This is a genomic window from Enterobacter genomosp. S (genome assembly GCF_001631805.1).
In the GTDB taxonomy this organism is placed as follows: domain Bacteria; phylum Pseudomonadota; class Gammaproteobacteria; order Enterobacterales; family Enterobacteriaceae; genus Enterobacter; species Enterobacter quasihormaechei.
Genome location: NZ_LVVA01000018.1, coordinates 281,087 through 306,436 on the forward strand (window position 1 = coordinate 281,087; position 25,350 = coordinate 306,436).

At 59.0% G+C, this 25,350-nt stretch carries 22 protein-coding genes and 1 pseudogene; 8 read left to right on the forward strand and 15 right to left on the reverse strand.

Annotation, left to right across the window (positions count from 1 at the left end; translation table 11 throughout):
• Window positions 1-178: 178 nt before the first annotated feature.
• On the forward strand, window positions 179-724 hold the full coding sequence (locus A3466_RS12240; RefSeq protein ID WP_063450766.1) for a YfaZ family outer membrane protein: 546 nt from the start codon (window positions 179-181) through the stop codon (window positions 722-724).
• A 52-nt stretch (window positions 725-776) separates the two neighbouring features.
• On the opposite strand, the gene A3466_RS12245 is transcribed toward A3466_RS12240, so the two are convergent.
• A complete protein-coding gene (locus tag A3466_RS12245; protein WP_063450767.1) occupies window positions 777-2,147 on the reverse strand; it encodes an NAD-dependent succinate-semialdehyde dehydrogenase in 1,371 nt (456 codons plus the stop codon).
• Window positions 2,148-2,300: 153 nt separating this feature from the next.
• On the opposite strand from A3466_RS12245, the gene A3466_RS12250 reads away from it, so the two are divergent.
• The 3 genes from A3466_RS12250 to A3466_RS12260 are packed head-to-tail and all read left to right on the forward strand — an operon-like array spanning window position 2,301 to window position 5,020.
• Window positions 2,301-3,044, forward strand: coding sequence for a helix-turn-helix transcriptional regulator (locus tag A3466_RS12250; RefSeq protein WP_063450768.1), 744 nt, complete (start codon window positions 2,301-2,303; stop codon window positions 3,042-3,044).
• Between the two features lie 47 nt (window positions 3,045-3,091).
• Window positions 3,092-3,745 (forward strand): LysE family translocator, encoded by a 654-nt coding sequence (locus A3466_RS12255; protein WP_063450769.1) that lies wholly within the window; start codon window positions 3,092-3,094, stop codon window positions 3,743-3,745.
• A 3-nt stretch (window positions 3,746-3,748) separates the two neighbouring features.
• A complete protein-coding gene (locus A3466_RS12260) occupies window positions 3,749-5,020 on the forward strand; it encodes a DUF445 domain-containing protein (RefSeq protein WP_063450770.1) in 1,272 nt (423 codons plus the stop codon).
• Here A3466_RS12260 and A3466_RS12265 read toward each other — a convergent pair.
• The 7 genes and pseudogenes from A3466_RS12265 to A3466_RS12295 form a co-directional block, all read right to left on the reverse strand.
• A complete protein-coding gene (locus A3466_RS12265; RefSeq protein WP_063450771.1) occupies window positions 5,017-6,093 on the reverse strand; it encodes a DUF2955 domain-containing protein in 1,077 nt (358 codons plus the stop codon). The genes A3466_RS12260 and A3466_RS12265 overlap by 4 nt on opposite strands.
• A complete protein-coding gene (locus tag A3466_RS12270) occupies window positions 6,083-7,150 on the reverse strand; it encodes an HlyD family secretion protein (protein WP_120286593.1) in 1,068 nt (355 codons plus the stop codon). Before A3466_RS12270 ends, A3466_RS12265 begins: the two co-directional genes overlap by 11 nt.
• Window positions 7,147-7,617 (reverse strand): MarR family winged helix-turn-helix transcriptional regulator, encoded by a 471-nt coding sequence (locus tag A3466_RS12275; protein WP_063450773.1) that lies wholly within the window; start codon window positions 7,615-7,617, stop codon window positions 7,147-7,149. The genes A3466_RS12270 and A3466_RS12275 overlap by 4 nt, the downstream gene beginning before the upstream one ends.
• 150 nt (window positions 7,618-7,767) lie before the next feature.
• Complete coding sequence (locus A3466_RS12280) at window positions 7,768-8,463, reverse strand: ArsR/SmtB family transcription factor (RefSeq protein ID WP_063450774.1); 696 nt, start codon at window positions 8,461-8,463, stop codon at window positions 7,768-7,770.
• Window positions 8,438-8,608: pseudogene (locus tag A3466_RS12285) on the reverse strand (amino acid-binding protein); the annotation flags it as partial. The pseudogene A3466_RS12285 and the gene A3466_RS12280, both read right to left, overlap by 26 nt.
• Before the next feature lie 25 nt (window positions 8,609-8,633).
• Complete coding sequence (locus A3466_RS12290; protein ID WP_063450775.1) at window positions 8,634-8,957, reverse strand: antibiotic biosynthesis monooxygenase family protein; 324 nt, start codon at window positions 8,955-8,957, stop codon at window positions 8,634-8,636.
• Window positions 8,958-9,103: 146 nt separating this feature from the next.
• Window positions 9,104-9,583, reverse strand: coding sequence for a carboxymuconolactone decarboxylase family protein (locus tag A3466_RS12295; protein ID WP_010427243.1), 480 nt, complete (start codon window positions 9,581-9,583; stop codon window positions 9,104-9,106).
• 101 nt (window positions 9,584-9,684) lie between these two features.
• Between A3466_RS12295 and A3466_RS12300 the strand changes: the two genes are divergently transcribed.
• A complete protein-coding gene (locus A3466_RS12300) occupies window positions 9,685-11,073 on the forward strand; it encodes a PLP-dependent aminotransferase family protein (protein ID WP_063450776.1) in 1,389 nt (462 codons plus the stop codon).
• 45 nt (window positions 11,074-11,118) lie between these two features.
• On the opposite strand, the gene A3466_RS12305 is transcribed toward A3466_RS12300, so the two are convergent.
• Window positions 11,119-11,280, reverse strand: a complete 162-nt coding sequence (locus A3466_RS12305) for a DUF1127 domain-containing protein (RefSeq protein ID WP_063450777.1) — start codon at window positions 11,278-11,280, stop codon at window positions 11,119-11,121.
• Between the two features lie 176 nt (window positions 11,281-11,456).
• On the opposite strand from A3466_RS12305, the gene A3466_RS12310 reads away from it, so the two are divergent.
• Window positions 11,457-12,872, forward strand: a complete 1,416-nt coding sequence (locus tag A3466_RS12310; protein ID WP_063450778.1) for a PLP-dependent aminotransferase family protein — start codon at window positions 11,457-11,459, stop codon at window positions 12,870-12,872.
• 79 nt (window positions 12,873-12,951) lie between these two features.
• Here the strand turns inward: A3466_RS12310 and foxA are convergent, their stop codons facing one another.
• From foxA to A3466_RS12325, 3 genes are all read right to left on the reverse strand, one after another.
• The gene (foxA, locus tag A3466_RS12315; protein WP_112792168.1) at window positions 12,952-15,060 is read right to left on the reverse strand and encodes a ferrioxamine B receptor FoxA; all 2,109 of its coding nucleotides are present in this window, start codon (window positions 15,058-15,060) and stop codon (window positions 12,952-12,954) included.
• A gap of 121 nt (window positions 15,061-15,181) precedes the next feature.
• Entirely contained in the window at window positions 15,182-16,135 is a 954-nt protein-coding gene (locus A3466_RS12320) for an AraC family transcriptional regulator (protein WP_063450779.1), read from the reverse strand.
• Between the two features lie 139 nt (window positions 16,136-16,274).
• Window positions 16,275-16,508 (reverse strand): DUF2171 domain-containing protein, encoded by a 234-nt coding sequence (locus A3466_RS12325; RefSeq protein ID WP_063450780.1) that lies wholly within the window; start codon window positions 16,506-16,508, stop codon window positions 16,275-16,277.
• A 220-nt stretch (window positions 16,509-16,728) separates the two neighbouring features.
• Here A3466_RS12325 and A3466_RS12330 point away from each other — a divergent pair, with 220 nt between their 5' ends.
• Window positions 16,729-16,917: a hypothetical protein gene (locus A3466_RS12330; protein ID WP_047363975.1), complete on the forward strand. Its 189-nt coding sequence runs from the start codon at window positions 16,729-16,731 to the stop codon at window positions 16,915-16,917.
• Window positions 16,918-16,955: 38 nt separating this feature from the next.
• On the opposite strand, the gene A3466_RS12335 is transcribed toward A3466_RS12330, so the two are convergent.
• The gene (locus A3466_RS12335) at window positions 16,956-18,077 is read right to left on the reverse strand and encodes a cupin domain-containing protein (protein WP_063450781.1); all 1,122 of its coding nucleotides are present in this window, start codon (window positions 18,075-18,077) and stop codon (window positions 16,956-16,958) included.
• A 134-nt stretch (window positions 18,078-18,211) separates the two neighbouring features.
• Window positions 18,212-18,817: an ATP-dependent Clp protease proteolytic subunit gene (locus tag A3466_RS12340; protein ID WP_063450782.1), complete on the reverse strand. Its 606-nt coding sequence runs from the start codon at window positions 18,815-18,817 to the stop codon at window positions 18,212-18,214.
• A gap of 322 nt (window positions 18,818-19,139) precedes the next feature.
• On the opposite strand from A3466_RS12340, the gene A3466_RS12345 reads away from it, so the two are divergent.
• Window positions 19,140-19,757, forward strand: a complete 618-nt coding sequence (locus A3466_RS12345; RefSeq protein ID WP_063450783.1) for a response regulator transcription factor — start codon at window positions 19,140-19,142, stop codon at window positions 19,755-19,757.
• Between the two features lie 3 nt (window positions 19,758-19,760).
• Here A3466_RS12345 and A3466_RS12350 read toward each other — a convergent pair whose 3' ends face one another.
• Entirely contained in the window at window positions 19,761-25,346 is a 5,586-nt protein-coding gene (locus A3466_RS12350; protein ID WP_063450784.1) for a trifunctional serine/threonine-protein kinase/ATP-binding protein/sensor histidine kinase, read from the reverse strand.
• Window positions 25,347-25,350 lie beyond the last annotated feature (4 nt).

Below are 25,350 nucleotides of genomic sequence, written 5' to 3' on the forward strand. Positions count from 1 at the left end.
CTTTCCCTAAACGCGAATGGATTGGGGATTGACGATTTGCCTTACAAACATCTCATCAACATTTAAGGTTAAAAAACCCAACAAAATCAGCATATAATTGCGATACCCATCACATTTGCAGTCGTAAACATCCCTTGTTAAGGTGCCCTCAGATTAATTTGATGACGAGGAAACACTCATGAAAAAGCTTAACGTTCTCATCCTTTCTGCACTCACCGCCGTATCGGGCTCCGCACTGGCAATGGGCGGCAGCATTGAGCAGGGTAAAAACTTTACCAACCTGAATGTGGAAATGGGCAAATCTACCTCTGGTCTGTACACCGAAGGTAACTGGCTGAAAAATACCGACGACGGCACCACGACCGGTGGCGTGGGTGCAGGCTACAACTTCGAGGTCGGCCCGGTGATGCTGAACGCAGGCGCTAAGGCCCTCTACGTTGGCCCGAAGAAAGGCGATAACGGCGTGGCGTTCCCGGTCGGCGGTGGTGTGAACGTTGCCCTGACCGACAGCATCAGGGTATTCGGTGAAGGCTACGTTGCCCCAGACGGCCTGAACAACAGCGTGAAGAACTACGTTGAAGCTAACGGCGGCGTAAGCTGGACCCCGGTCAAACCGGTTACGCTGAAAGTGGGCTACCGCCACGTGAGCGTTGATGGCAAAGACGGTCGTCCAAACCACACGCTGATTGACGGCGCATATGTTGGCGGTGGCGTGAGCTTCTAAGCCACCTGATAGATAAAAAAACCTGCCCTTCGGCAGGTTTTTTATTACTACGTCACTTACGCACCACCACCAGCTTCTGGTTCACAAACTCTTTGATCCCCAGGTCCGACAGCTCGCGTCCGTAACCGGAGCGCTTCACGCCGCCGAACGGCAGCTCCGGCGCGGTATCGGTGAGCCAGTTGATGTACACCATCCCCGTTTCGATACGCGACGCCATCTTCTTCGCGCGCTCGATATCCTGGCTGAACACCGCGCCGCCCAGACCGTAGTGTGAGTCGTTAGCCAGCGCGACCGCCTCGTCGTCGTTTTTTACCACGTACATCTGCGCCACCGGGCCGAAGAACTCTTCGAAGTACGCCGGGTTGTCGCGCGAGATGTTCGTCAGGATCGTCGGCTCAAAGAAGCTCCCGTCGCGCTGCACCGGCTTGCCGCCATAGTGCAGCGTGGCGCCGTTTTTGACCGCCTCGTTAACCTGTTTGGTCAACGTTTCAAGCGCATCTTTCGATGACAGCGGCCCCAGCGTGGTGCTTTCGTCCAGCGGATCGCCGATCTTCACCTGCTTAAACGCCTCGGTGAATTTCTCGAGGAACGCGTCTGCGATGCTCTCGTGCAGGATAAAGCGCTTCGCCGCGGTACAGACCTGCCCGGCGTTATTAAGCCGCGCGTTAACGCCGATCTTCACGGCCTTCTCCAGGTCTGCATCGTCCAGCACCACGAACACGTCGTTTCCGCCCAGTTCAAGGGTCGATTTTTTGATGTGCTTCGCTGCCTGCGCCGCAACCACGCTACCCGCTTTTTCAGAACCGGTCAGCGCCGCCCCCTGTACGCGATCGTCGGCGATGATGTTCGCTACCTGATCGGACGAGATAAACAGGTTGGTCCACGCCCCTTCCGGCGCGCCAGCTTCACGTACCAGATGGGCAAAGGTCTCGGCACAGTGCGGCACGATGCTGGCGTGCTTGGCGATCACCGGGTTACCCGCCGCCAGGTTTGGCGCCAGAACGCGCATCAGCTGATAGTACGGGAAGTTCCACGGCTCTACGGCCATCAGCACGCCGATGGGGTGATGTTCCACCCACGCTTCCCCGAATTCAGACGGATACTTCACCGGGGCCAGGAACTGCTTCGCATTGTCCGCATAATAGCGGGCGATTTGCGCGCACAGCTTCACTTCACCGCGGCTTTGTTCGATGAGCTTACCCATCTCCTGACTGGCAATTTTCGCCAGCTCCTCGGTGCGCTCGTCGATCAGGTCGGCAAGCTTATGCAGCACCGGCAGGCGCTGGCTGATGTCGCCTTTCGCCCAGTCCGAATGATAGAGCGCATCGGCCGCCTTCAGCGCCGCTTCAATATCCGCGTCGGTATGTGAGGGGTATTCTTTGATGAGCTGGTTGGTGGCAGGATTTACTGTCTGGTAAGCCATATCGAATCTCCTTGTTTTACCGCTTAGGGTATTAAGGGTAGTCAATGTGACTGGCTATGAAGGTAAAGTTGGGTATATACGGAAGGTTCTTAGTAAGGCGCTGCCAGGGCAGGCGCATACATGGTATAAAAAAAGCTCATCACTGGAGCTCTTATGACTGATACCCGCCACATCCGCCAGACCTTTCATCGCGCCGCAGGTCTAGAGCTGCGCAGTACGTGGCAGAGCACGCAGGCCTATAAGCGTCATTGTCATCCGCAGCTCTCCATCGGCGCGATTGTGGAAGGTCAGACCTGCTGCGTGTGTCATGACAGAGAATACATCCTCAACCCCGGGGACCTCATTGTCATCCCGGCTTACGCGCCGCACAGCTGCAACCCCGTCAATGGGCAACCGCGCAGCTACCATATGCTCTATAACGACACCGCTCTTCCTCTGGCGCTCCAGGTGATTCGCGACCCTGCGCTCTTTAAGCGCTACCTTGATATCGTTGAGGCGATGTCGCCTGCCTCCGTGGACACGCTGCTTTCAGCCCTTCCCCGCTGTGTGGAAAACGCAGATGCGCTTCGCTCAACCAGTCAGCACCTTCAGCAGGCATTTCTTGCCGACCTGGCCGCACCACCTTCGCTTGACGACCTTGCCCAACGATTCTCGCTGCGCAAGGAGACGCTGATCCGCACCTTCCGGCAGGACACCGGCCTGACGCCGGTCAGCTTTCTCAACGTCTCCCGCGTGGAGTTCGCCAAAGCGCGGCTACGTGCCGGAGACGACATTGCCGACGTCGGCTACCAGAGCGGGTTTGCCGACCAGAGCCATTTTCATAAGACCTTTGTCAGCTATACCGCGGCCACGCCGCGTCAGTATGCGACAGGCCGATCAATATCTGACAATAAATAGCGTTTGCATCACCGTAGGCTGACCTCAGATTGTTAACCGAGGTTGCTATGGAACTGTTCTTCCCTTCCGCTTTTCTCGCCCTGGCGCTGGCGCATTTTGTCGCCCTGTTAAGCCCGGGCCCGGACTTCTTCCTGCTGGTGGGCTACGCCGCGCGCTACCGACTGCGCGGCAGCGCCGGGTTGTGCTTCGGTATCGCCGCGGGTAACGGGCTGTATATCTTACTGGTAATTATCGGCTGGAGCGCACTGCGCCAGTTTGCCTGGCTGTTTACGCTGATAGCGCTTTGCGGGGCGCTGTATCTGCTGTGGATCGGCTCGCATCTGGTGCGCAGCCAACCGCAGGCGCTGGCGCTTGCAGAAACCCGACAGCGGTGTCCTTCTCTGATGAAGCAGATCCTGCTGGGGCTGGGGTCGGCGCTGTTAAATCCGAAAAATGCGCTGTTCTACCTGGCGCTGATGACGGCGTTACTCGGGCCGGACGTCACGCTGCTTCAGCAGGCGACCTGCGGCGTCTGGATGGTGATGGTGGTGCTGGCGTGGGATCTGGCGCTGGTGTCGATGATGGGGCTATCGGCGGTGCAACAGAAGCTTAGCCGTTCGCTGTGGTGGATTGAGCGCACGGCGGGCGTGGTGCTGATGGGGTTTGGCGGGTGGGTGCTGTGGCGGTTTTTGCACATTCCCCCCGTCTCACTCTATCCTTAACCCATGGAAAAAATAGCTGAACTCAAACGCGCCAAGCTTCTGGCGCTGTCGCTGCTGCTGATTGCCGCTGCGACCTTTATCACCACCCTGTTCCTGCCGCAAACCTTCTGGGTACGCGGCGTGAAGGCCATTGCCGAGGCGGCGATGGTCGGCGCGCTGGCTGACTGGTTTGCCGTCGTCGCGCTGTTTCGCAGGGTGCCCATTCCGTTCATTTCACGCCATACGGCAATCATCCCGCGCAATAAGGACCGGATTGGCGACAATCTCGGCCAGTTCGTGCAGGAGAAGTTTCTGGATACCCAGTCTCTGGTCGCGTTAATTCGCCGCTACGAGCCGGCGCAGATGATTGGCGCCTGGTTCAGCAAGCCCGACAACGCCCAGCGCGTCGGGCTGCATCTGATGCAGGTGATGAGCGGTTTTCTTGAGCTGACCGACGACGGGCGCATTCAGCGCCTGCTCAAACGCGCGGTGCATAAGGCTATCGACAAGGTCGATTTCACCGAAACCAGCGCCGTGATGCTGGAAAGCATGACTAAAAACAACCGCCATCAGGTGCTGCTGGACGCCATCATCAACCGCCTGATAACGCTGATTCAGCGGGAAAGCACGCGGGAGTTTATCTCTGACCAGATCGTCCACTGGCTCAAAACCGAGCATCCCCGCAAGGCGATGGTGCTGCCCACCGAGTGGCTGGGCGATCAGAGCGCAGAGATGGTGTCGAACGCGGTCAACACGCTGCTGGACGATATCAGCCACGACCGTACGCACCAGATCCGCCGGGCATTTGATCGCGCCACGCTGAAGTTTATCGACAACCTGAAAAACGACCCGGAGATGGCGGCCAAAGCCGACAACATCAAGCACTATCTGAAGAATGATGAAGCGTTTAACCGTTATCTGGGTGAAATGTGGGCCGACCTTCGCCAGTGGTTAAAGACTGATATGCAAAGCGAGGACTCGCGCGTGAAACAGCGCATTGCCAACGCCGGGCTGTGGTTTGGTGAGACGCTGTCGAATGATGCCAGCCTGCGCGCGTCGCTGAACGAGCATCTGGAACAGGCGGCGCACCGTGTCGCGCCGGATTTTGCGGCGTTCCTGACGCGCCATATCAGCGACACGGTGAAAAGCTGGGACGCCAAAGATATGTCACGCCAGATCGAGCTTAACATAGGCAAAGACCTACAGTTTATCCGCGTAAACGGCACCCTGGTAGGCGGGACGATTGGTCTGATCCTGTTTTTACTCTCGCAACTGCCCGCCGTGCTAGCGCACTAATCCGCTTTTGGCGGCGCGATAACGTAGCGCGTCGCCTCGAAGCGGTTCAGGATCAGGTGCACCAGAAAGACCATCGTCAGGGTGACCACCAGCGCGAAGGTGACGGAGGTGATGCGGTACAGATCGCTGAACACCAGGTCGCTGTCCGGGTGCATGTTCTGTCCGAACATGATGCCGATGGTGGTAATACTGGCGAAGCCTACCCCGGCGCCGACCTTCTCCATCACGTGCAGACGTGCCCCAAACGCCAGCCCAAGGCCGATCAGCGGCATCATCAGCAGCATATGGCTGCTGTGATCGTACAGAATAAGCTGAACGACGAGGATATAGAGACACCCCAGCACCACGCCGACCACGCGCCAGATAGAGCTGATCACCGAGCCGCGATAGTGCATCGGGAACAGGATCAGAATGCCCGCCATCAGCGCTGAAAGGGAATCGCTGAGATCGCTTATCTGGAAAACCACGAAAATTAGCGTCGCCACGGTGCCGGAGAGCAGCGACTCGTGGCGCACGCGGGCATCGTCTTTCTCGATCAGCGGCGGCGGCTTACGCGGCTCAACGTCCGGCAGCAGGTAATTCATCAGCGCGCTCAGACACACCGCCATCACGCTCGCTTCGATGTTAGAGAACAAAAGCGTGTGCCAGTTAGTGGTGGGGTAGCTCATAAAGTTGAGCATCACGCTCTGGCATACCACGCCCATTGAACCGAACAGGAACAGCGGCCCCTTGCTCATAAAGCGAAAACGCATCACGTACAGGGCGAACACCACCAGCGTCATAATGACTGGCCATTGCGACAAATAGCCGATGATAATCACCATTTCGACGCAGTTCAGCGACGCGCTGAAGATAAACTGCTTCGCCACGTGACGGTTAAATACCGGCACCAGCGAGAGGAGCATGATCGGGTAGACCACGAAGAACACGCCGTAGCTGGTGTTGTAGAAGCTCGAAATGCTCAGCGCAATCATCCCGGCGAAGACGATGCGCAGGGTCTGGCGAAAGTCGTTTGCCGTGTAGACAATGTTGCCGTGCGGGGTAAAGACCCGCGCCAGGGTGCTAATAGACATAGTGAAGCAGGCTCACCAGATGGATTTGCATCCCGGAGAAGAATCGCGCAAACGGCCCTTCGCTATTATAGAGCTGCACGGTGGCGCGCGCGCCGGTCGGCAGCGGCTTCGGTAAGGCTTCATCCAGCGCCACGTGAATGCGCATGCGTTGGGCATCACGCACCCAGCGGTTGGACGTTTCCGGTTCAGAAAGTTGGCCGTTCACTGCCTCCTGGCCTGCGAGGATCCCCGCGTCGCTGCTGGTCACGTGGGCGCGGAAGACCTGCCCCGGGAAGGCGTCAAACACCACGGCGGCGTCGGTCCCCTGGTGGGTATGACGCAGGCTCTTCTCGCGGAAATCCGCCACGATATCGGTCTGGGTGTTCACCAGCGCCAGCGCGGCAGAACCGGACGCGGCGTAAAAACCGGGGCTTAGTTGCAAATTACTGACCGTACCGTCCGCTTCGGCGTAGACCTTCGTCCAGCCAAGATTCAGCTCCGCGTCATCCAGCGCGTTACGGTATTTTTGCAGCGTCACGTTACGGTGCTCGTCCCGCTCGCCGCGCTGAATGCGCAGGTTATGAATATTCGCCTGAATCGAGCTGACGGACTGCTCGCTGCTCTGCCAGGTGGTGCGGACTTTATCCAGATCCGCCTGCGACACGTTCTGCAAGGTGCTCAGTTTCTGGTAGCGGTCGAAGGTCACCTTGTCGTTACGCGCCGTCAGCACGGCGGTTTTCAGGCTGGCCTGCGCCGCGGCAATCTGCGCATCCAGCTGAGCGTTAGACAGACGCGCCTGCTCCAGCGCGATTTGCGCCGCTTCGACCTTATTGCGAAACGGCGTGGGATCGAGCTCAAACAGCAGATCGCCTTTCTTAACCTGGCTGTTATTGTGGACATGTACTGCCGCCACATAGCCGGAGACGCGCGCGGACATCGGGGTCACCACGCGCATTACGGTGGAGTCCGGCGTCAGCGGGATCCAGATATCCGCGACGATAAAGTAGACAAACATCAGCAGGAAAGAGGCAATACTCACCCTTACCCAGCGGGCAAACTTTTGTTCAGGAGTCATTATTTTTCGGTCTTATTATCTTCTTCGCGGATTGTCCGCAAATTGCAGGCGATTTGATTGAGCGTGGCGCTGAAAATGTCGATATGTTCCGGCGCGATGTTTTGCGATACGCGCGCCTGAAACGTCTCGATCACCTGAGTGAGCCTTGCAAGGATGGCTTTGCCCTCGGGCGTCAGCGTCAGCAGCCGGATACGCTTGTCGTATGGCGAGACGGTGCGCAGCAGATAACCCTGCTTTTCCAGCTGCGTCAGCGTGCGCATCAGCGGGGGCAGTTCGATACCCTGCACTTCCGCCAGCTCGCTGACCGAGACGTTATCCCCGAGCTGATGAAGCTGCATCATCACCGTCCAGCTCGACTGAGTTAACCCGGTGTCGAGAATGGCGTCGTCGATGACGGCGCGCCACTGACGCACGACCATCGCCATCCGCATGCCCATCGGCCTGCGGCTAAACAGATCTTCTTCACGCATGGGAAATCCTCTCGTAATACGCCATTACGATAATAGTTATCAGGGTAAGTATCAAGAAACGAGAAGTTAAAGCGCAGGAATTGCGAAAATGAAATTCTCCCTCTCCCTGTGGGAAAGGGCCGGGGTGAGGGCATCAGCCCGCAGCGGAGCTTAGCGGCTAAAAAGTCTCTGAACGGCACGTTTCCCCGACACCGTTACCACCACCTCCCTGTACCCTGCCACCCGCTGGATCCACCCTTTGCTTTCCAGATAAATAAGCAGCGCCGCGCCGGCTTCGCCTCCGAGATGAAACCGCCGCTCGCTCCAGTCCAGGCAGGCGCAGCAGGCTTTGCGGCGCGGGTGAGCGTTTAACGAAACGCCGAGCGCCAGAAACTGCTCCCGACCATACGGCGTGAGCGCTGAACCGTCTGCCTCCAGCCAGCCTTCCACCTGCATGAAATCGTAGATCTTTACCGCCACCGCACCCGCCAGATGGTCGTAGCAGGTCCGCGCCTCCCGCATGGCCTTCGGCGCGGTGGTTTCCGGCGGCGCAATGCGGCGCCAGGAAAGCCCCATCATCTGTTCAACCAGCTCCGCCACGTCGTGCCCCGCCAGGCGATAGTAGCGATGCCGCCCCTGAGACAGACAGGTAATCAGTTGACCGTCTACAAGCCGGGCGAGATGCCCGCTGGCGGTCGACGGCGCAACGTCCGCCGCGGTGCTCAGTTCGGTCGCGGTCCACGCCCGCCCGTCCATCAACGCACAGAGCATTTTCACGCGCGACGGATCGGCCATTGCCGCCGCCACCGCCGCAATGGCCTGTTCCAGCACCGCGCTGTTCTCAGGAGGTTGGCTCGTTTTTAACATGTGTAGCCCAGGACTCGGTGATCTCTGCGGCCAGCTTATCATCATCCGTCAGCAGAATAAGGTGATTCGCATGGTCGCTGTACTGAGTAAGGATAGACACGCCGCGCGCTGCCAGCGCCGCCGCAATTTCACCCAGCTCGCCGGGCCCGTCGTTGAAAACCACATGAACGTCATACATAAGCGTGTCCTCCGGTTTCGGAACTGTACTCCCGCACCAGCTGCGCCACGCGAATACGGTAGAAAGAGAAAATCGACTCCCGGCCTTCGGCCTGTGCCGCCTGATGGAAAACGTTCTGCTTCCAGCGGCGGACGGCCTCTTCATCCCGCCACCAGGAAAGGGAAAGAATTTTGCCGTCGGTCGTCAGGCTCTGGAACCGTTCGATATCGATAAAGCCGTCAACATCCGCCAGCAGGGGTTTAAGTTCGGCCGCGAGCTGCAAATAGCGCGCCTGATGCGCCGGCGCGGCTTTGGCTTCGAAAAGGACTGCAATCATGAAGGTCTCTCCGTTGTGATGTTATGGAGAGAATGCAGGACTAATGATGTGGATGCTTCGGTAAGGAGCGAAGTGTTTGCCGGATGGCGCTGCGCTTATCCGGCCTACGGTGTTTTGCAGGCCCGGTAAGCGCAACGTTATCAGGATTATTCCAGGTTAGCCTTATTCAGCCCATATGCCGCATCCAGCGAGCCCGGCTCCATGCGGGAAGTAATGCCCAGGCGGTTCCATGCGTTGATCGCGACAATGGCGAAGTTCAGCTCTGAAATCTCCACGTCCGAGAAGTGCTCCGCCACGCTGCGGTACAGCGCGTCGCTTACACCGTGAACGCCAATCTGGGTCAGCGCTTCGGTGAAGGCCAGCGCGGCTTTCTCGCGGGCGCTGAACAGCGGGGATTCGCGCCACGCCGCCAGATGGTACAGGCGCAGCTCGCGCTCGCCGGCAATTTTGGCCTCTTTCGAATGCATATCCAGGCAGAAGGTACAGCCGTTCAGCTGCGACACGCGGATGTCGATCAGGTGCTTCAGCGCCGGGTCAATGGAGGTTTTCGCCACTTCCATGCTCAGGGCGGAAAGCGCGTTGGCGAGTGCAGGTGTGGCTTTGTGGTGGTTTACGCGAGTGCTCATTGTCTTTCCTCTTTTTTTGCCGTTTTTGTCATGCGATGAGGCAAATCTACGCCGTTAATGACATAGTAAAAAGACACAAAAAACATGAAATGAGGTAGGACATGAAGCCGGGCTATCACGAGATTTATACCCGCTACCGCGATAACATCACGCGCGGCGTGCTGAAGCCCGGCGACAAGGTGCCTGCCATCCGCGTGCTGGCGGAAGAGCTGAAGGTCGCGCGAAAAACCGTTGAAACGGCCTATGCCATTCTGACGGGGGAAGGGTATCTGGTAAGCCAGGGCGCGTGCGGGACGCGGGTTAACCCGGATCTTCTGCTGCCCGCGCAAAACGCCCCCGCAGAACAAGCGACCTGCACGCTGCCACCGTCGTTGATTAGCCAGCGCGAACGGGCCGGTTTTTTGCGTCCTGGCATTCCTGCGCTCGACAGCTTCCCCTACAAAAAATGGCTGCTGCTGGCGGGCCAGGCGACGCGCGCCATGCGTCAGGATGAAATGCTCAATCCGCCGGTGCTGGGCTGGTATCCGCTGCGCGAGGCGATTGCCCGCTACCTGAATATCTCGCGCGGGTTATCCTGCACCGCGGAACAGGTGCTGATTACCAGCGGCTACAGCGGCAGCCTGCGCCTGATCCTCGACACGCTCGCCAGCCGCAGCGACAAGGTGGTGTTTGAGGATCCGGGCTATTTTATGGGCCAGCAACTGCTCAAGCGGATTGTGCCCCGCCTGCACACGGTGCCGGTCGATCGCGCAGGGATGGATACGGACTACCTGCTGCGCAATCACCCCGATGCCCGCTTCGCCATTGTCACCCCGTCGCACCAGAGCCCGCTGGCGGTAACGCTCTCCCTGCCGCGCAAGCAGCAGCTGCTCGACTGGGCCAGCCAGAACGAGGCGTGGATCGTCGAAGACGATTACGACGGAGAGTTTCACTACACCCGCAAGGTGCTGCCGTCGCTGAAAAGCCTCGACCAGCACGACCGGGTGATCTTTATGGGCACCTTCAGTAAAACCATCATGCCGTCGCTGCGCATGGGCTACGTGGTGATGCCCGCCAGCACTGTCGACGCGTTTACCGACTGCGCGGACATCCTCACCAGCGGCCAGCCGGTGCTGACGCAAAAGATCCTCACCGCGTTTCTCAACGAGGGACATTTTTTTCGCCACCTCAAGAAGATGCGCGCCCTCTATCAGACCCGCCGCGACTGGATGATAGCCGCCCTGCGTGAGGTCTATGGTGACCTGTTCTTCACCGAACAAAACGACGGCGGGATGCATATTGTCGCGTTCCTCGCAAAGGGAAGCGCGGACCGGGAGATCGCCCGCTGCTGGCAGGAACACCAGCTCCAGGTAAATGCCCTCTCGGCGTGGTATCGCGGCTCGGGTAAACGCTACGGGCTGGTGATGGGCTATAACAACGTGCGGACGTACCAGGAGGCGGTGGATTTACTGAAAAGGCCGAAGCGGCAGACGCTTGAACTGTTGAGCTGAACATGGCCGGGTGGCGGCTACGCCTTACCCGGCATACGATCCGCGTTATACATCATATCGCGATAACCCTACGTCCCTGAGCTGCTCGTCGCTCATCTGGCTCAGGATGCGGCGGGTCCGGTTGATGCGATACCAGTTGCGGATCGTTTTGCCGATCCAGACAAATACGACGAACGGACGTTTTGAACGGTTCTCGTAGAATTCCATGATGCTCTCCTCACTGTGCCAGTGGGGTTATCATCCTGGAAATCGGCCTGCGCAATACAGATGCAAAAACAACTTTTGTTTAACATACAGATCCGCTAAAACGGTATCTGCATGCCGTTTTTTGCGGCAATCTGTACTGGTTTAATAATCTGTATGGTGAAAATAAAGGATACAGCATGACGCGCTATCAACATCTCGCCAACCTTCTGGCAGAACGCATTGAACAAGGGCTGTATCGCAGCGGCGAGCGGTTACCGTCGGCACGCGCCCTGAGCCAGGAGCACGGCGTGAGCATCAGCACCATACAGCAGGCCTACCAGATCCTCGAAAATCTTCAGCTGATCACGCCTCAGCCGCGCTCCGGCTATTTCGTCTCGAAACGCAAAGCCCAGCCGCCCGTCCCGGCGATGACGCGCCCGGTGCAGCGCCCGGTTGACGTCACCCAGTGGGATGAGGTGATGATGCTGCTGGATGCCCGCGCCGACAAAGAGATGATTTCGTTTGGCGGCGGCTCGCCGGACGTAAATCAGCCAAGCCTGAAGCCCCTGTGGCGCGAGATGAGCCGCCTTGCGCAGCATAACCCGAGCGAGATGCTGAGCTATGACGTGCTCGACGGCCGCCTTGAGCTACGCGAACAGATCGCCCGCCTGATGCTGGACGGCGGCTCTACAGTCGCGGCAAACGAAATTGTTATTACCAACGGCTGCCACGGTGCGCTGTCCATTGCCCTGCTCTCCGTGTGCAAACCGGGGGACATCGTGGCGGTCGAGTCCCCGTCGTTTCACGGTACCATGCAGATGCTGCGCGGGTTTGATATCAAGGCGATTGAAATCCCTACCGATCCCGAGACCGGGATCAGCATTGAGGCGTTAGAGCTGGCGCTGGAGCAGTGGCCGATCAAGGCGGTGATCCTGGTGCCCAACTGCAACAACCCGCTCGGGTTTATCATGCCGGAAGCGCGCAAGAGGCAGGTGCTGGCGCTCGCCCAGCGGCACGATATCGTCATTGTGGAGGATGATATCTACGGCGAGCTGGCAGCGGAATACCCGCGCCCGCGCACCATTCACTCGTTGGACATTGATGGCCGCGTGATCTTGTGCAGCTCATTTACCAAGACCGTGGCGCCCGGGCTGCGCGTCGGCTGGATTGTCCCGGGCCGCTATTACGACCGGGTAATGCACATGAAGTACGCCGCGGGCGGGTTTAACGTGCCGGGCACGCAGATGGCGGTGGCGGCGTTTATTCGCGACGGGCATTACCATCGCCACGTGCGGCGGATGCGCCAGATTTATCAGCACAATATGGAAACCTACACCTGCTGGGTGCGGCAGTATTTTCCGGCGGAGATTTGCGTCACGCGCCCGCAGGGAAGCTTCCTGCTGTGGGTTGAGCTGCCGGAGACGGTGGATATGGTGTGTGTGAGCAAGCAGCTGTGCCGCCTGAAGATCCAGGCGGCGGCCGGGTCGCTGTTTTCCGCATCAGGGAAGTACCGCAACTGCCTGCGGATCAACGTGGCGCTGCCGCCGACGGATAAGCATCGCGAGGCGTTGAAGAAGATGGGCGAGGCGATTGTGATTGCGATGGAGGAGTAGTACGTTTTTTAGCGCCGGTGGCGCTACGGAATAGAGTAGGCCGGGTAAGGCGAAGCCGCCACCCGGCAAAATCAACGACTCAGAACTTCCACGAAACGCTGCCCACAATGCTGCGTTCTGCACCGAAATAGCAGTAAGAGAGCGAGTTACACGCCGCAACGTAGCTTTTGTCCGTCAGGTTATTGACGTTCAGCTGCGCGCTCACGCCCGTGAGCCCCACTTTCGACAGGTCATACCCCACGACCATGTCCACCAGCGTGTACGACGGAAGCGTATGGGTGTTCTGGCGATCGCTGGCGATCCCGTTGACATAGCGCACGCCGGAGCCGACGGTCAGGCCGTCCAGCGGGCCGGTTTTGACGTCGTAGCTCAGCCAGGCGCTGGCCATGTTACGCGGGGCATAGACGGCGCGCTTGCCCTCCTCTTCCGGGCTGCTCTTCTTATAGCGAATATCCGTGTAGGTATACGCCGCCTGCATGCGCAGGCTGTCTGTCAGCTGACCAATCGCCTCCAGCTCAACGCCTTCGGATTCGATTTCACCGATGGAACGGTACGGATCGGTCGGCTCCTCTTTGGTAGCAATGTTCTTCTGGTTGATGCGGAACACCGAGGCGCTGAACTGGCTGTTCATCCCTTCTGGCTCATACTTCACGCCCGCTTCCCACTGCTTGCCCTTCATCGGATCCAGGATATTGCCCTGCTCGTCGGCAAAGCTGGTCGGCGTAAAGGCGGTGGAGTAGCTGACGTACGGCGCAACGCCGTTATCAAACAGATACAGCAGCGCCGCGCGGCTGCTGAAGTTGTTTTTATCCAGATCGCTGCGGGTGTGGTTGAAGTTGTCGACGTTCGACACGCTCACCTGGTCGTAACGCCCGCCGAGCGTCAGGCGCCAGCGGTCAACGGACATCTGATCCTGTAGGTAGTAACCGGTCTGGCGAAGCTTATGCTTTTCCCTGCTGTACTGGGTGATGTAGTCCGGCTTCGCACCGTAAACCGGGTGGAAGGCGTCAATCGGCGGGAAGCCGCCATAGTAGCCGGTCACGTTGTTGGTGCGGTCCTGGTAGTCCATGCCGATCAGCACGCGGTGGTTCACCGCCCCGGTGTCGAAGCTGCCGTCGACCTGGTTATCCAGGGTGATGGCGTTCATCTTCTCGTCGGAGCCGGAATAGCCGCGGTTCAGCTCGGTGTCATTCAGCCAGCCTGCGGCATACACCTGGTTCAGCTCCACTTTGGTGTGCAGGTAGCGCAGCTTCTGGCGCACGGACCAGCCGCTGTCAAACAGGTGCTCAAGGTTATAGCCGACCATGTTTTCCCGACGATCGTACTTGTCGTAATCGTCTTCACCTTCAAAGAACGTGTTGGAGATTTTCTTCCCGCTGTGCGGCACAACCGTGCCCTCATACGGCAGGCCGGAGTGGCTGCCGCCTTCCGGATCGCGGTGCAGGTAGGCCATCAGATCCAGACGGGTGTTATCGGTGATACGCCAGGTCAGGCTCGGCATCAGCGCGTAACGCTCTTCCTTCAGCGGATCGAACTGGGAATCGGCATAGCGGGTCATCCCGCTGAGGCGCACCGCCACGCGGTCGTTATCATCAACCGGGCCGGTGACGTCGAACATCGCCCCACGCTGGCTATTGTTCCCGGCGAAGAGCTTGATCTCCCCGCCCGGATCGAACGACGGCTTACGGGAGGTAAGCGCCACAATCCCGCCCGGCGATGAACGGCCATAGAGCACGGAGGCCGGACCGCGCACGACTTCGATACTGTCCAGGAACCACGGATCAACCACCAGCGAGCTGTGGGAATTGGTGTCCCCCATCATCTTCAGGCCATCCAGGTAGACGTTGTCCAGGCTGCCGTCAGAGAAGCCGCGCAGCACCATGTAGTCAAAGCGGTTAGACGCCCCAATCTGGTTGCTGTAGACCCCCGGCGTGTAGCTCACGGCCTGGCGCACGCTGGTTGCGCCCTGCTCTTCGAACTGCTCGCGCGTGACGATAGAGACCGACTGCGGAGTCTCAATATCCGGCGTTTCAAGCTTGGTGGCCGCAGACTGCATCTGCGAGGTCACCACCACGGTGTCAGTTTTTTGCGCATCCTGCGCCAGTAAAGGAAAAGCGACGCTACCGGTAACCCATCCCACCAGCAGTGCCAGACGCGATTTAGCAAACATAACCCTCTCCAGAGATATTTCTTATTGTTAATAAGAATTATTACCTTTTTGAGGATGCAAACGGCTATGCGCGCCGCCAGGTTACGTATGCGCGATGCTAAACCGCACGGGATGCGTTCGCGCGATGGGCAAAATTACGTTAGCGGAGTTTGCGCACGTCGCCCGGTGAAATCCCGTAATGACGACGAAACGCGGTGGCGAAGTTAGTGGCATGCTGATACCCGCACATCCAGGCCGCCTGCTGCACGCTGTGGCCTTCCAGCAGATAGCGGCGCGCCAGCGCAAGGCGACAGTCGCGAAGATAATCGAAGAGGGTGCAGCCGTAGCGCTGACGGAACTTACTGCGCAGGCTGCTTGGGCTCATGGCAGCCAGGGCTGCCAGCTGCGCGAGAGTATGATCCCGTTCAGGAGACTGTTCCAGCATGCTCCGCACACGTTCCAGGCGCGCATGCTCAGGGCGGCTCGGGCAGGGCTGCTGGCGCTGGTTCAGGCCGTGGCCGAGCAGCTGGTACATCAGCCCCTCCAGCAATAGCTTACGCGCGAGCACGCTTCCCCTCTGCTGCTGCGCATGCTGAATGCCTGACATAACAAACTCGGGAACGTGCCAGACAAACGTGGGTGTATTCAGGTTTTGCCATTCCAGCAGCAGCGACTCAAGCAGGGCTTCACGCCCGGCTTCATGCGGGTACACGCCAAACGAGAGCGTTTTCAGCGAGCTGTCGGCGTCGTGACGCGCGCTCATCACCTGTTCCTCACTCAGACGGGCGCTGAACGCCATGCCGGGACGAACGTGATAGTCGATGCCATTGAGCGCGATCGTAACGCACCCTTCCAGCACTACCAGCATATAGAGCGGGCTGCTGTGGCGGGATGTGGTTTCGTAGGGTTGTAATACATGCACGTCGGAGTGGGTCAGCGAAATGCCGGACGAGAGCGTCATCTCTTCCACATTCCCCTGCAACACCGGGCTGCCGCTGATCTGATCCCCTTTTAACAGCGGGAAACGGTAGTCGATGCCGTAGCGCTCGCCGAATATCTGAAAATCCTCAACAAAAAATAGGCGTTTCGCTGATCTATTTTCACTCTGGAGCATAATTCGGGGCCTGCGTCGGGGAAAGGTCAGGCAAAACAGTACCATCCCTTTGCCATGTCAGCAATCACCGGGCGCAGATACTATTACGCTCCGGACAAAGCCGGAGCGAAGGCGTATATTTCTTAACGAGAAATATATTTTATACTTCCTGCCACTCAGCAAAAACCTCTTTATGGTTTTTGGTCAGGACAACTTTATTATCTTCGACCTTATCGACCCAGCCGAGAGGAATAAAGTGGTGCTTGCCGCCCGATTCCGGGTCGCTCTTCGCAAGCTTGATACGCTCACCGTCTAAATGGTCCACAACCCCGACGTGCGTTCCGCAGCTGGCGACAACCTGAGTGTGATCCTTAATTGCGCTTTTATCTACCATAATCATTCTCCTGTTTCGGTTATTTGCCTGTTGCACGAAATTAACTGTAGCGCATAAATTCAGGCTTCAAAGGCTTATTAGCATTTTGAAACATCATTGACAGAATGGAATATAATGTCTATTTAACGCCAAATTGAAAAAAATAAGAATGAGATGAATTATTACCGGCTGATTATTTCCCGTTCATAATTAAATTATCGCAACCAACGAGGAGGTATTTATGACGATTCGCAACAATAATCGGGCAGAAATTTCGCTGGCTCTTGGTGAAGCGGTCTTAGACATCGTGCAAAAAGGCCATGAGGTATCGCGAGAGAATCTGGCCCAGGCGATGAAAATCAAAGCGGAGAAAGAGCGCGACGACGAGCGGCTTTTGAACTACTGGAAAGCGTGTAACATGCTGGTTTGAACGTAGCGGCGTTTAGGCTGGCTAAACGCCGCTTACTGTTACTCGTCGAAGAACCAGTAGCCCTGGTTAATCAATCCGGTCAGCTCGTTTACAAATGCCGGGTTATTCAGCGCATCGCCCAGCTCGGCCTGGCCGAGCTCGGTATAGCGGCACAGCGAGTCTGCCCCGTTCATATCCGCCGTTTCCAGCTGTTCACTGTTGATAAAGACGCTGCCGTTGACGTTCAGCACGCGCAGCCCACTCAGGCGGGAGAGCGTTTCGCCGCCTTGCAGCGCGTCGAGCACCTCGTCTGCCGAATACGGCGGCTCGGCGGCGGCAATATCCAGCTCGTGACGCGGCGTGGAGACGAAGCTGCCAAACCATTTCGTGAATTCGTCCGGCTTGCTAATCATGTCGATCATCATCTGGCGGATACGCTCGAGCTCGTACTGCTCGACGCGGCCCGGGTGTTCGCGGCAGGTCAGATCCGGATCGCTGTAGTGCTCGCCGCCCAGATCGTTTTCCAGTGCGTAGTCGGCAAAGCTGCTGATCAGATCGCGGCCGTTCGGCCCGCGGAAGCCGACGGAGTAGTTGAGCGCGGTTTCATGGGTGAAGCCGTCATGCGGGAATCCAGGCGGAATATAGAGGATATCGCCCGGCTCAAGATCTTCGTCGATGATTGGCTCAAACGGATCGACATGCAGCAGCGCCGGATGCGGGCAGAACTGACGCATCGGCAGCTTGTCACCCACGCGCCAGCGACGGCTGCCCATCCCCTGGATGATAAACACATCGTACTGATCGATATGCGGCCCCACGCCGCCCCCCGGAACGGAGAAGGAGATCATCAGGTCATCAAGACGCCAGTCCGGCAGCACGCGGAACGGACGCACCAGTTCGGCGGCGGGCATATGCCAGTGGTTCACCGCCTGCGCCAGCAGGGACCAGCCGGTTTCACCGAGGTTATCGAAATGCTCAAACGGACCATTGCTCGCCTGCCACTTGCCGTTGGCATGGCTTACCAGGCGGCTATCGACTTCTGGCTCCATCGCCAGACCCGCCAGCTCGTCCGGGGTAATCGGATCGACAAAATTTGGGAAGGCATTTTTCAGCACAACGGGTTGTTTTTGCCAGTATTTTTCAAGAAATTCCGGCCAGTTCAGGTTCAGTTGATACGCCATGGTTAGCACCAGTGAGAGGGTAAACAGGCGCGATTATAGGGGAGACGGCTGGGGGGGAACTTGTCATGGGTCAAACGAGCGCGCGTAGGTCGGGTATGGCGAAGCCGTCACCCGACGCACGCGCGGGCTAAAACTTAATCCAGGTTCAGCTCGTCATAATGGGTAATCAGCTTGCCCACAATCCCGTAGTCCAGCGCTTCCGCCGGCGACATCCAGAAGTTACGGTCAGTGTCTTTCTTCACTTTCTCCAGCGGCTGGCCGGTGGCGTCAGCAATCAGCTTGTTCACGCGTTCCAGCATGCGAATGATCTCGCGCGCTTCAATCTCGATATCCGTCGCCTGACCGCGCACGCCGCCCAGCGGCTGGTGGATCATAAAGCGAGTATTCGGCAGCGAGTAGCGGTGCTCTTTTTTCGCCGCCAGGAAGATGGTGATCCCGGCGCTCGCCACCCAGCCGGTGCCGATCACGTGCACTTCCGGACGGATGAACTTAATGAAGTCGTGGATAGTGTCGCCCGCTTCCACGTGGCCGCCCTGGCTGTTGATGTACAGCTTGATCGGATCGTTGCTGACGCTTTGCAGCAGGATCAGCTGGGTGATGACCTTCTGGGCCAGCTCCTGGTTAATCTCACCGGAGATGACAATCGAACGGGATTCCAGCAGTTTTTGCTGTAGAGCGCCCGCGCCGGTCGTTCCTTCCGCTTTTTCTTTATCGTCACTGCTTTTCAGTGTGTAGTGCATTGTTATGTCCTCAGCTTGTCGCGCTCAAAACCAGAGTGTAGCCTGTTTTACCCGTCTCCGTCCTCACTCAAAAACATCGCGGGTTAAGATGCATATCGCCTTGCGGGCGTTCGGGTTCCGCAACCGGAAAGTCTCTAAAAACAGCGTTTCGATACTAACTAAATCGCCACATTTTTATTACACTTTCATATCATCTTCATATTGATAAATGATAATGATAATTAATGTGTTAGTATGAATGAGCATAGCAAACAGTCCCTTACGTTCATTTCGGGGCCGTTTTTATTCTCAATGATTTACTGAGCGCACACCGGGGCGGTGAATGGAACACATAGTTTATGTGGTTGATGACGATGATGCAGTCAGGCAGTCCGTTATCAGGCTGCTGGAATCCGCGGATTTACGCGCCCTTGGCTTTTCCTCGGCAGAAGCCTTCCTTCAGCACCCCTTTGACGATTTGCCCTCCTGCGTGATCCTCGACATGCAAATGCCCGCCATCTCGGGTTTTGAGGTGGCGGACGCGCTCAAAGACAGCGGACGCGAGATCCCGATTATCTTTCTCACCGGGCACGGCACTATTCCCATGTCGGTGCGCGCCATTAAAGGCGGGGCTTATGAATTTCTCACCAAGCCCGTCGAATCGAGCGCGCTGCTCGACGCCATTGAATCCGCCCTTCAGCTGGCGGAAAACAACGCCGTGCGCAACAAAGAGCACTACGCCCTGAAGCAGCGCCATATGTCCCTCACCCCGCGCGAGCGTGAGGTGCTTGAGCTTGCCATCATCGGCAAGCTCAACAAGCAGATCGCCGCCGAGCTGGGCGTCAGCGAGATAACGGTAAAAGTGCACCGCCGCCGGGTGATGGAGAAAATGCAGGTTCGTTCCGTGGCCGAGCTGGTCAGGGCCGTCGAGCGCCTGACCCAAAGCCAGGCCGTGGAATAACCCTTACGCCTCCGGGCCGGCAAGCGGCAGCGCGAAGGCAAACACCGTGCCGTGCGGTTCCCTGCGGCGCGCGCTCAGTTTTCCCCGGTGCCGCTCAATGATGCTGGCGCTGATGGTCAGCCCCATCCCCATTCCCTGCGCCTTGGTGGAGTAGAACGAGTCGAAGATCCGCTCGGTAAGCTCCGGTTCAATGCCGCTGCCGGTATCGGCAATCTCGAAGATCACCTTTCCTTCAATGCAGTTCGCGGTGGAGATCGTGATGCTGCACGGGCGATCTTTTATCTCCGCCATCGCTTCCACCGCGTTCATCACCAGGTTAAGCAGCACCTGCTGGATCTGCACGCTGTCGCCAATGATAAAACTGTCGTGAGCGTTTAAAAGGTAATCAACGCTAATGTGTCGCAGCTCAAGCTCGCTGCGGGAAAGCATAATAATGTGGTGGATCAGGAAGTGCAGATCGATGCGCGTAAGCGTGGGATCCTGCTTGCGGGTCAAGGACTGAATGCTGCGGATGATCTCCCCCGCCCGCTCGCCCTCGGCGGCGATCTCTTCCAGCCCCTCGCGCACCTTGTCGAGCCGCGCCGGATCGCGGCCAAGCCAGCGCAGGCTCGCCCCGGCGTTCGAGACAATCGACATCAGCGGCTGGTTGATCTCGTGGGCGATCGAGGAGGTCAGTTGCCCGACGGTGGTGGCCCGGGACACCCGCGCCAGATCCGCCTGCGCCACCCGCATCGCATCCTCCGCCGCCCGCTGGCTGGTGATGTCGGTGATGATGCCATAATACTCGTTCACCTCGCTGCCGACGCCCACCGGATCGCCAATCCCCAGAATGTAGCGCACGGAGCCGTCGGTGCGGATAATGCGAAACTCCGCGCGCATGGACAGCCCGTCGCGCACGCTCTGATTAACGAGGGCGCCAATCCGGCCATAGTCGTCCTCATGGACGTAGGTCAAAAACTCCGCCATTGACAGCATTTTTTGCTGTTCCGGCAGGCCGAGAATGCGGGCGTACTCTTCAGAGATAAACATCAGATCCTGCACCAGCTCCCAGCGCCAGCTGCCGGTGTGGCTGATCTGCTCGCCCAGCATGAGGGACGTCTGGCTGGCGCGCAGCTCTTTCTCCACGCGCCGACGGTGGATGTTTTCCGCCAGCAGCTCGGCGTAAAGCCGCGCCGTCTCCAGCGAAACCGCCGCCTGCGCGCCCAGCAGGCTGACCACGCGCGAGTGCTCGGCAGTAAACACCTCCGGCATCAGGCGGTTTTCCAGATACAGCACGCCCACCAGCCGCGCCTGCTTGAACATCGGCACGCACATCACGGCAGCGCCGGACGTCACCAGATACGGATCCTGGCTGAACGGGTGGAACGCCTCCGGCTTGCCGGTGCGGATCTCCTGCCCGGTGCGGATCACCGCGGCCAGCACCGACAGCGGCATGTCCGTCGCCATCGGTGACTCTTTCACGATGCGCACCCGCACGCCGTCGGTGCTGGTCCAGGCGCTGGCTTCAATTTCCGGTATATGATTATCGCTGACGCGCAGCAGCAGGCCGCGCTGCGCCCCGGCCCGTTCGAGCAGCAGCGTCATCAGGTTTTCGATTAAGCGTTCGAGGTTAATCTCTTCAGACAGGGCGCGCGAGGCTTTGATGACGCTCTGTAAATCGCGGATCACCTCGTCCTGGGCGAACGCCACCGACTCATACGCCCGGCTTTGCGCGGTGGCCAGCAGGTGCGGGAAATCCTGCTCCAGCTGGCGCACCTTGGCCTGCGCCCCAGCGCGGCCCCAGGCGGCAATCGACCCGCGGAAATGGGCGTCGGAGGCGGTCGGGTAGCCGCAGGCCAGCGAGAAACGCCCCGCCAGCTCGTGCGCCAGGGCATTGATCGGGTTAAACCCGCCCTCCCGCGAGAGGCGCACCGCCTTTTCATACTGCTCCAGCGCGATGCTGTTCATGCCGTCCAGACGGACGATTTCGGCGTAAATCAGCGCCTCTTTATCGGCAAACGTGCCCGGATTGATGCGCGCCCAGAGGGCAATTTTGTCATAATGGTGATGAATGCTGCGGCGATAATCCGCCGAAAAGGTCTCCGGCGTAAGCTGGCGCGAGAGGGCCAGCGCGCTGTAAAGATGGTAATCCAGCAGATGGATATGGCCCGGCGCGGACCACGCATACCAGCCCGCCATCTCTAAATCCGCCTGCGCGTCGGCATATTCGCCGCAGGTAAAGTGCGCCATCCCGCGATAGAGCCAGTACCAGAACAGCATGGTCGACGTCTGCTCGGGCGCCTGCTCCGGCGGTGCGGGCAGCAGATCGTCAGGCAGCGCCTGGGCGGCGCTCCAGGTGCCCGTCACCGGCGTGCGTAAAAACTCCACGTAGCGGCGCTGAATGTGCAGAACGGTTTCAATGTCCTGGAAATCCGTTTTACGCACGAAGGCCAGACCGCGATCGATGCTGGTCAGCACGCCGTCCAGATGATCGCCCCGGGAGAGGAAGTTAATGATTTGATGACAGGCTGCGAAGCAGGCCATCGTCGTGTCGCCGTGCGTTACCGCTGAGGTAAAACAGGCTTTCGCGCACTCGATAGTGTACGACAGCGGCTGGGTCCAGACGCTGAGCTGGTCGAGCGGCAGCAGGGTTTTGGCTTCATAGGCATCATAGCCGTGGCGGTTTACCAGCTCGCGAGCCAGCGTGCCGTACTCAAACCCGAGACGGTATTCGGCGTAGCGGTGGCCAATCAGCACGCCAAACCAGGCCATCGCCGTGGTGGATGCTCCGGTAATGCCGTGGTCGAGCGTGAGGTGCATCATCCGGCACAGGAGTAAAAAGTGCAGCCGTGGGCAGGTAAAGCTGGCGAACATACTGGCGCTGTAAAGCAGGTTCATTACCGCTTCAGTCTCTGCATTCTTCATCAGCGTCAGCTGAGAAAACGGGTTCTGTGGCGCGTCGGCGATGCGTTCACAGAACTGCTGCCAGGCCTCGTCACAATCGGCATTTTCCGGGTAGCGGCTCACCTGGATCCCGAACACGCCCAGCCAGCACAACGAGGCCTCCAGCGCCAGGCGTATCTCCGACTGGCGCATATAGACTTCCGCCAGCAGGTTGGCCGCCAGTGCTTTCTCTGTCAGCCCGCCCGGTGAACCAAGGATCGTATCGCACAGCGCCCGCGTACGCTCCAGGTGCCCGAGCGCAAACTCGCAGCCCGCCTCTTCGATATCGAGCATAAAGTCCGATACCGGACCCGCATTCCCCAGCGCTCTGGCGGTCTGGATATAGCTCAGGGCGGAAAGGTAATCGCCGGTACGCTTCGCACGCCGCGCGGCCTGGAGGCTCAGCTCACGGAATCTCTGGCGCTGCGGCGCAGGCTGGACGCAGTCCAGCGCGGCGCTGACGTGGTGAACCGCGCGGAACAGCAGCTCATTGCCAGCCGCCTGGCGCGCGGCGTCCGCCAGCAGGCTGGCGGTGGTCAAGTGCAGATGGCTTTTCTCGCCCTCATCCAGCAGGGCAAAGGCGGCTTCCTGCACCCGATCGTGGGTAAAGGCGTACTCTTTTTCCGTCAGCACAATCAGCTGAGCGGTCACCGCCGGGTGAAGCGCGTAGCGAATTTCCGCCGCAGACAGCCCCACCACGCGGCACAGCATCTCCAGCTCGCCCGTGCAGCCGAGGCAGGCGATGCTGCCCAGCAGACGGCGCGTTTCGTCAGGCATCTCCTTGAGCTGTTCCAGCACCAGCGTCACCACGTTTTCGGTGTAGTGCCGGGCGCGGATCGCCTTAAGATCGTAATGCCATTTACCCTGGTATTTGTTGTGCACTACCAGCCCGTCATCGACGACGCGGCGGAAAAATTCCTGCACGAACAGCGGGTTGCCGCCGGTTTTTTCATGGATCAGCGTGGCGAGATCGGTGGTGCCGGCGCTGCGGGCATGAAAAATCCCTCCGAGCCAGCGCGCCACGGCCTTCACCGACAGCGGCTGCGGAACGATCGTCGTGGCGTGCTGCGCCGCTTCCGGCAGGCTCGTCAGCGCGGTCTGCAAGCTGGGGTCAGAAAGCGAACTGAGATCGCGGTGCGCCACCACCACCAGCAGCGGAATGGCGCCGCAGGTACGCAGCAGGTGATCGAGCGTTTGCAGGCTGGCGATGTCGATCCACTGCACATCATCCAGCAGCAGCACCAGCGGCGTGCCCTGGGTGGTGAAGGTTTTCACCAGCGCCAGCACCATATGGCTGAAGCGCGCCCGCGCGTCGATGGAAAACGTATCCGCTGAGAAACGCGGTTTGTTCTCCAGGAGTAAATTCAGCTCCGGCACAAGGCTGACGGCCAGTTCTTCGTAGCCTTCCAGCGCGCGCGTCAGGCGGATTTTCCACGTCGCCACCTCTCCGGCTGGCAGCCCGAGCAGGTGCAGCGTGAGCGTCCGAAACGCCGAACTCAGCACGCCGTAGGGCAGCGTGGGTGAATATTGATCGACCTTGCCCACCGCCAGCAGCACCTTGCGCTGTTGCAGTGATTTCAGCGTGGTGGCAATCACGGAAGATTTGCCGATCCCCGACGGTCCGCCAATCGTAACCAGTTCCGGCGCACCGCTCTGGCTAACCCGCTCAAACGCGGCGATGACGTCGCTGGCCTGCGGATGAGTGGAAAAAAGCGAATCGGCCAGATGGATCGCCGGAGAGCGATCCTGCTGGCCGGGAATAAAGTCAACAATTTCACCTTCAACGGTCAGCGTCGCCTGGCAGCGCCTGAGGTCGGCAATCAGCCCGTCGACGGTCTGATAGCGGTTCTCCGGATTCTTCTCCAGCAGCTTAAGGATGATGGTCGACAGCATGCCGGGGACATCCGGGCGCACCCGGCCCGGCGCAAGCGGCTCAGAGGCAATGTGGTAATGCGCCCAGCTGGTCTGGTCATCCGCGCTCAGTTCAAACGGTAATCGCCCGGTCAGAAGTTCATACAACACGATACCCAGGCTGTAGAGATCGCTCCGGCTGTCGACGGCGCGCCGGGTACGGGTGGTGTGTTCCGGTGACATGTAGGCGGGCGTGCCGCCAGATGCGGCGAGCCGGGTCTGGGAGAACGCGTCGGAGGTGCCACAGGCGAGGCCAAAGCTGCACAGACGGCAGGTGGCGTCATGGTGAACGAAGATCGACCCGGGTTTGATATCGCCGTGGACAAGGTTGTGCAAATGCATCTGGCGCAGGGGACCGCAGATGCGGATTGCCAACTCAATAAAGCGGGCGATCCCGGAAATCGCCTTACCTGCCCGGCACGCCAGCAGTTCAAAGCAGAACGGCGCGTAGACCAGCGCAAAACGTCCGCGGTACTGGGTAGAGGCGACGGGCCGGATGGCCCAGCCGTCATGAAGCCGATCGCGCAGGGCAAACTCGTTTTTCAGCAGGCGGGTTGCCCGCTCCTCTTCTTCATCGCTGACCGCGGTGGCAATAATGAACGAACCGCCGGACTGGGGATGCCGCGCGTTCATCCAGGAGATGCCGCCCTCCTGCGCCAGCACGGTAAAAATAACATCCTCTTTCAGAACAAAAGCCCGCCCTTCATGGAGACTTCCCCGGGCGGGCCAAAATGCAGGCGACGTATGTTCGTTCATCCGC

Bases quoted from the DNA above. Each gene is read 5' to 3' on its own strand.
- A3466_RS12240 (WP_063450766.1), top strand. From the start codon at position 179: ATGAAAAAGCTTAACGTTCTCATCCTTTCTGCACTCACCGCCGTATCG.
- A3466_RS12245 (WP_063450767.1), bottom strand. From the start codon at position 2,147: ATGGCTTACCAGACAGTAAATCCTGCCACCAACCAGCTCATCAAAGAA.
- A3466_RS12250 (WP_063450768.1), top strand. From the start codon at position 2,301: ATGACTGATACCCGCCACATCCGCCAGACCTTTCATCGCGCCGCAGGT.
- A3466_RS12255 (WP_063450769.1), top strand. From the start codon at position 3,092: ATGGAACTGTTCTTCCCTTCCGCTTTTCTCGCCCTGGCGCTGGCGCAT.
- A3466_RS12260 (WP_063450770.1), top strand. From the start codon at position 3,749: ATGGAAAAAATAGCTGAACTCAAACGCGCCAAGCTTCTGGCGCTGTCG.
- A3466_RS12265 (WP_063450771.1), bottom strand. From the start codon at position 6,093: ATGTCTATTAGCACCCTGGCGCGGGTCTTTACCCCGCACGGCAACATT.
- A3466_RS12275 (WP_063450773.1), bottom strand. From the start codon at position 7,617: ATGCGTGAAGAAGATCTGTTTAGCCGCAGGCCGATGGGCATGCGGATG.
- A3466_RS12280 (WP_063450774.1), bottom strand. From the start codon at position 8,463: ATGTTAAAAACGAGCCAACCTCCTGAGAACAGCGCGGTGCTGGAACAG.
- A3466_RS12290 (WP_063450775.1), bottom strand. From the start codon at position 8,957: ATGATTGCAGTCCTTTTCGAAGCCAAAGCCGCGCCGGCGCATCAGGCG.
- A3466_RS12295 (WP_010427243.1), bottom strand. From the start codon at position 9,583: ATGAGCACTCGCGTAAACCACCACAAAGCCACACCTGCACTCGCCAAC.
- A3466_RS12300 (WP_063450776.1), top strand. From the start codon at position 9,685: ATGAAGCCGGGCTATCACGAGATTTATACCCGCTACCGCGATAACATC.
- A3466_RS12305 (WP_063450777.1), bottom strand. From the start codon at position 11,280: ATGGAATTCTACGAGAACCGTTCAAAACGTCCGTTCGTCGTATTTGTC.
- A3466_RS12310 (WP_063450778.1), top strand. From the start codon at position 11,457: ATGACGCGCTATCAACATCTCGCCAACCTTCTGGCAGAACGCATTGAA.
- A3466_RS12320 (WP_063450779.1), bottom strand. From the start codon at position 16,135: ATGCTCCAGAGTGAAAATAGATCAGCGAAACGCCTATTTTTTGTTGAG.
- A3466_RS12325 (WP_063450780.1), bottom strand. From the start codon at position 16,508: ATGGTAGATAAAAGCGCAATTAAGGATCACACTCAGGTTGTCGCCAGC.
- A3466_RS12330 (WP_047363975.1), top strand. From the start codon at position 16,729: ATGACGATTCGCAACAATAATCGGGCAGAAATTTCGCTGGCTCTTGGT.
- A3466_RS12335 (WP_063450781.1), bottom strand. From the start codon at position 18,077: ATGGCGTATCAACTGAACCTGAACTGGCCGGAATTTCTTGAAAAATAC.
- A3466_RS12340 (WP_063450782.1), bottom strand. From the start codon at position 18,817: ATGCACTACACACTGAAAAGCAGTGACGATAAAGAAAAAGCGGAAGGA.
- A3466_RS12345 (WP_063450783.1), top strand. From the start codon at position 19,140: ATGGAACACATAGTTTATGTGGTTGATGACGATGATGCAGTCAGGCAG.
- A3466_RS12350 (WP_063450784.1), bottom strand. From the start codon at position 25,346: ATGAACGAACATACGTCGCCTGCATTTTGGCCCGCCCGGGGAAGTCTC.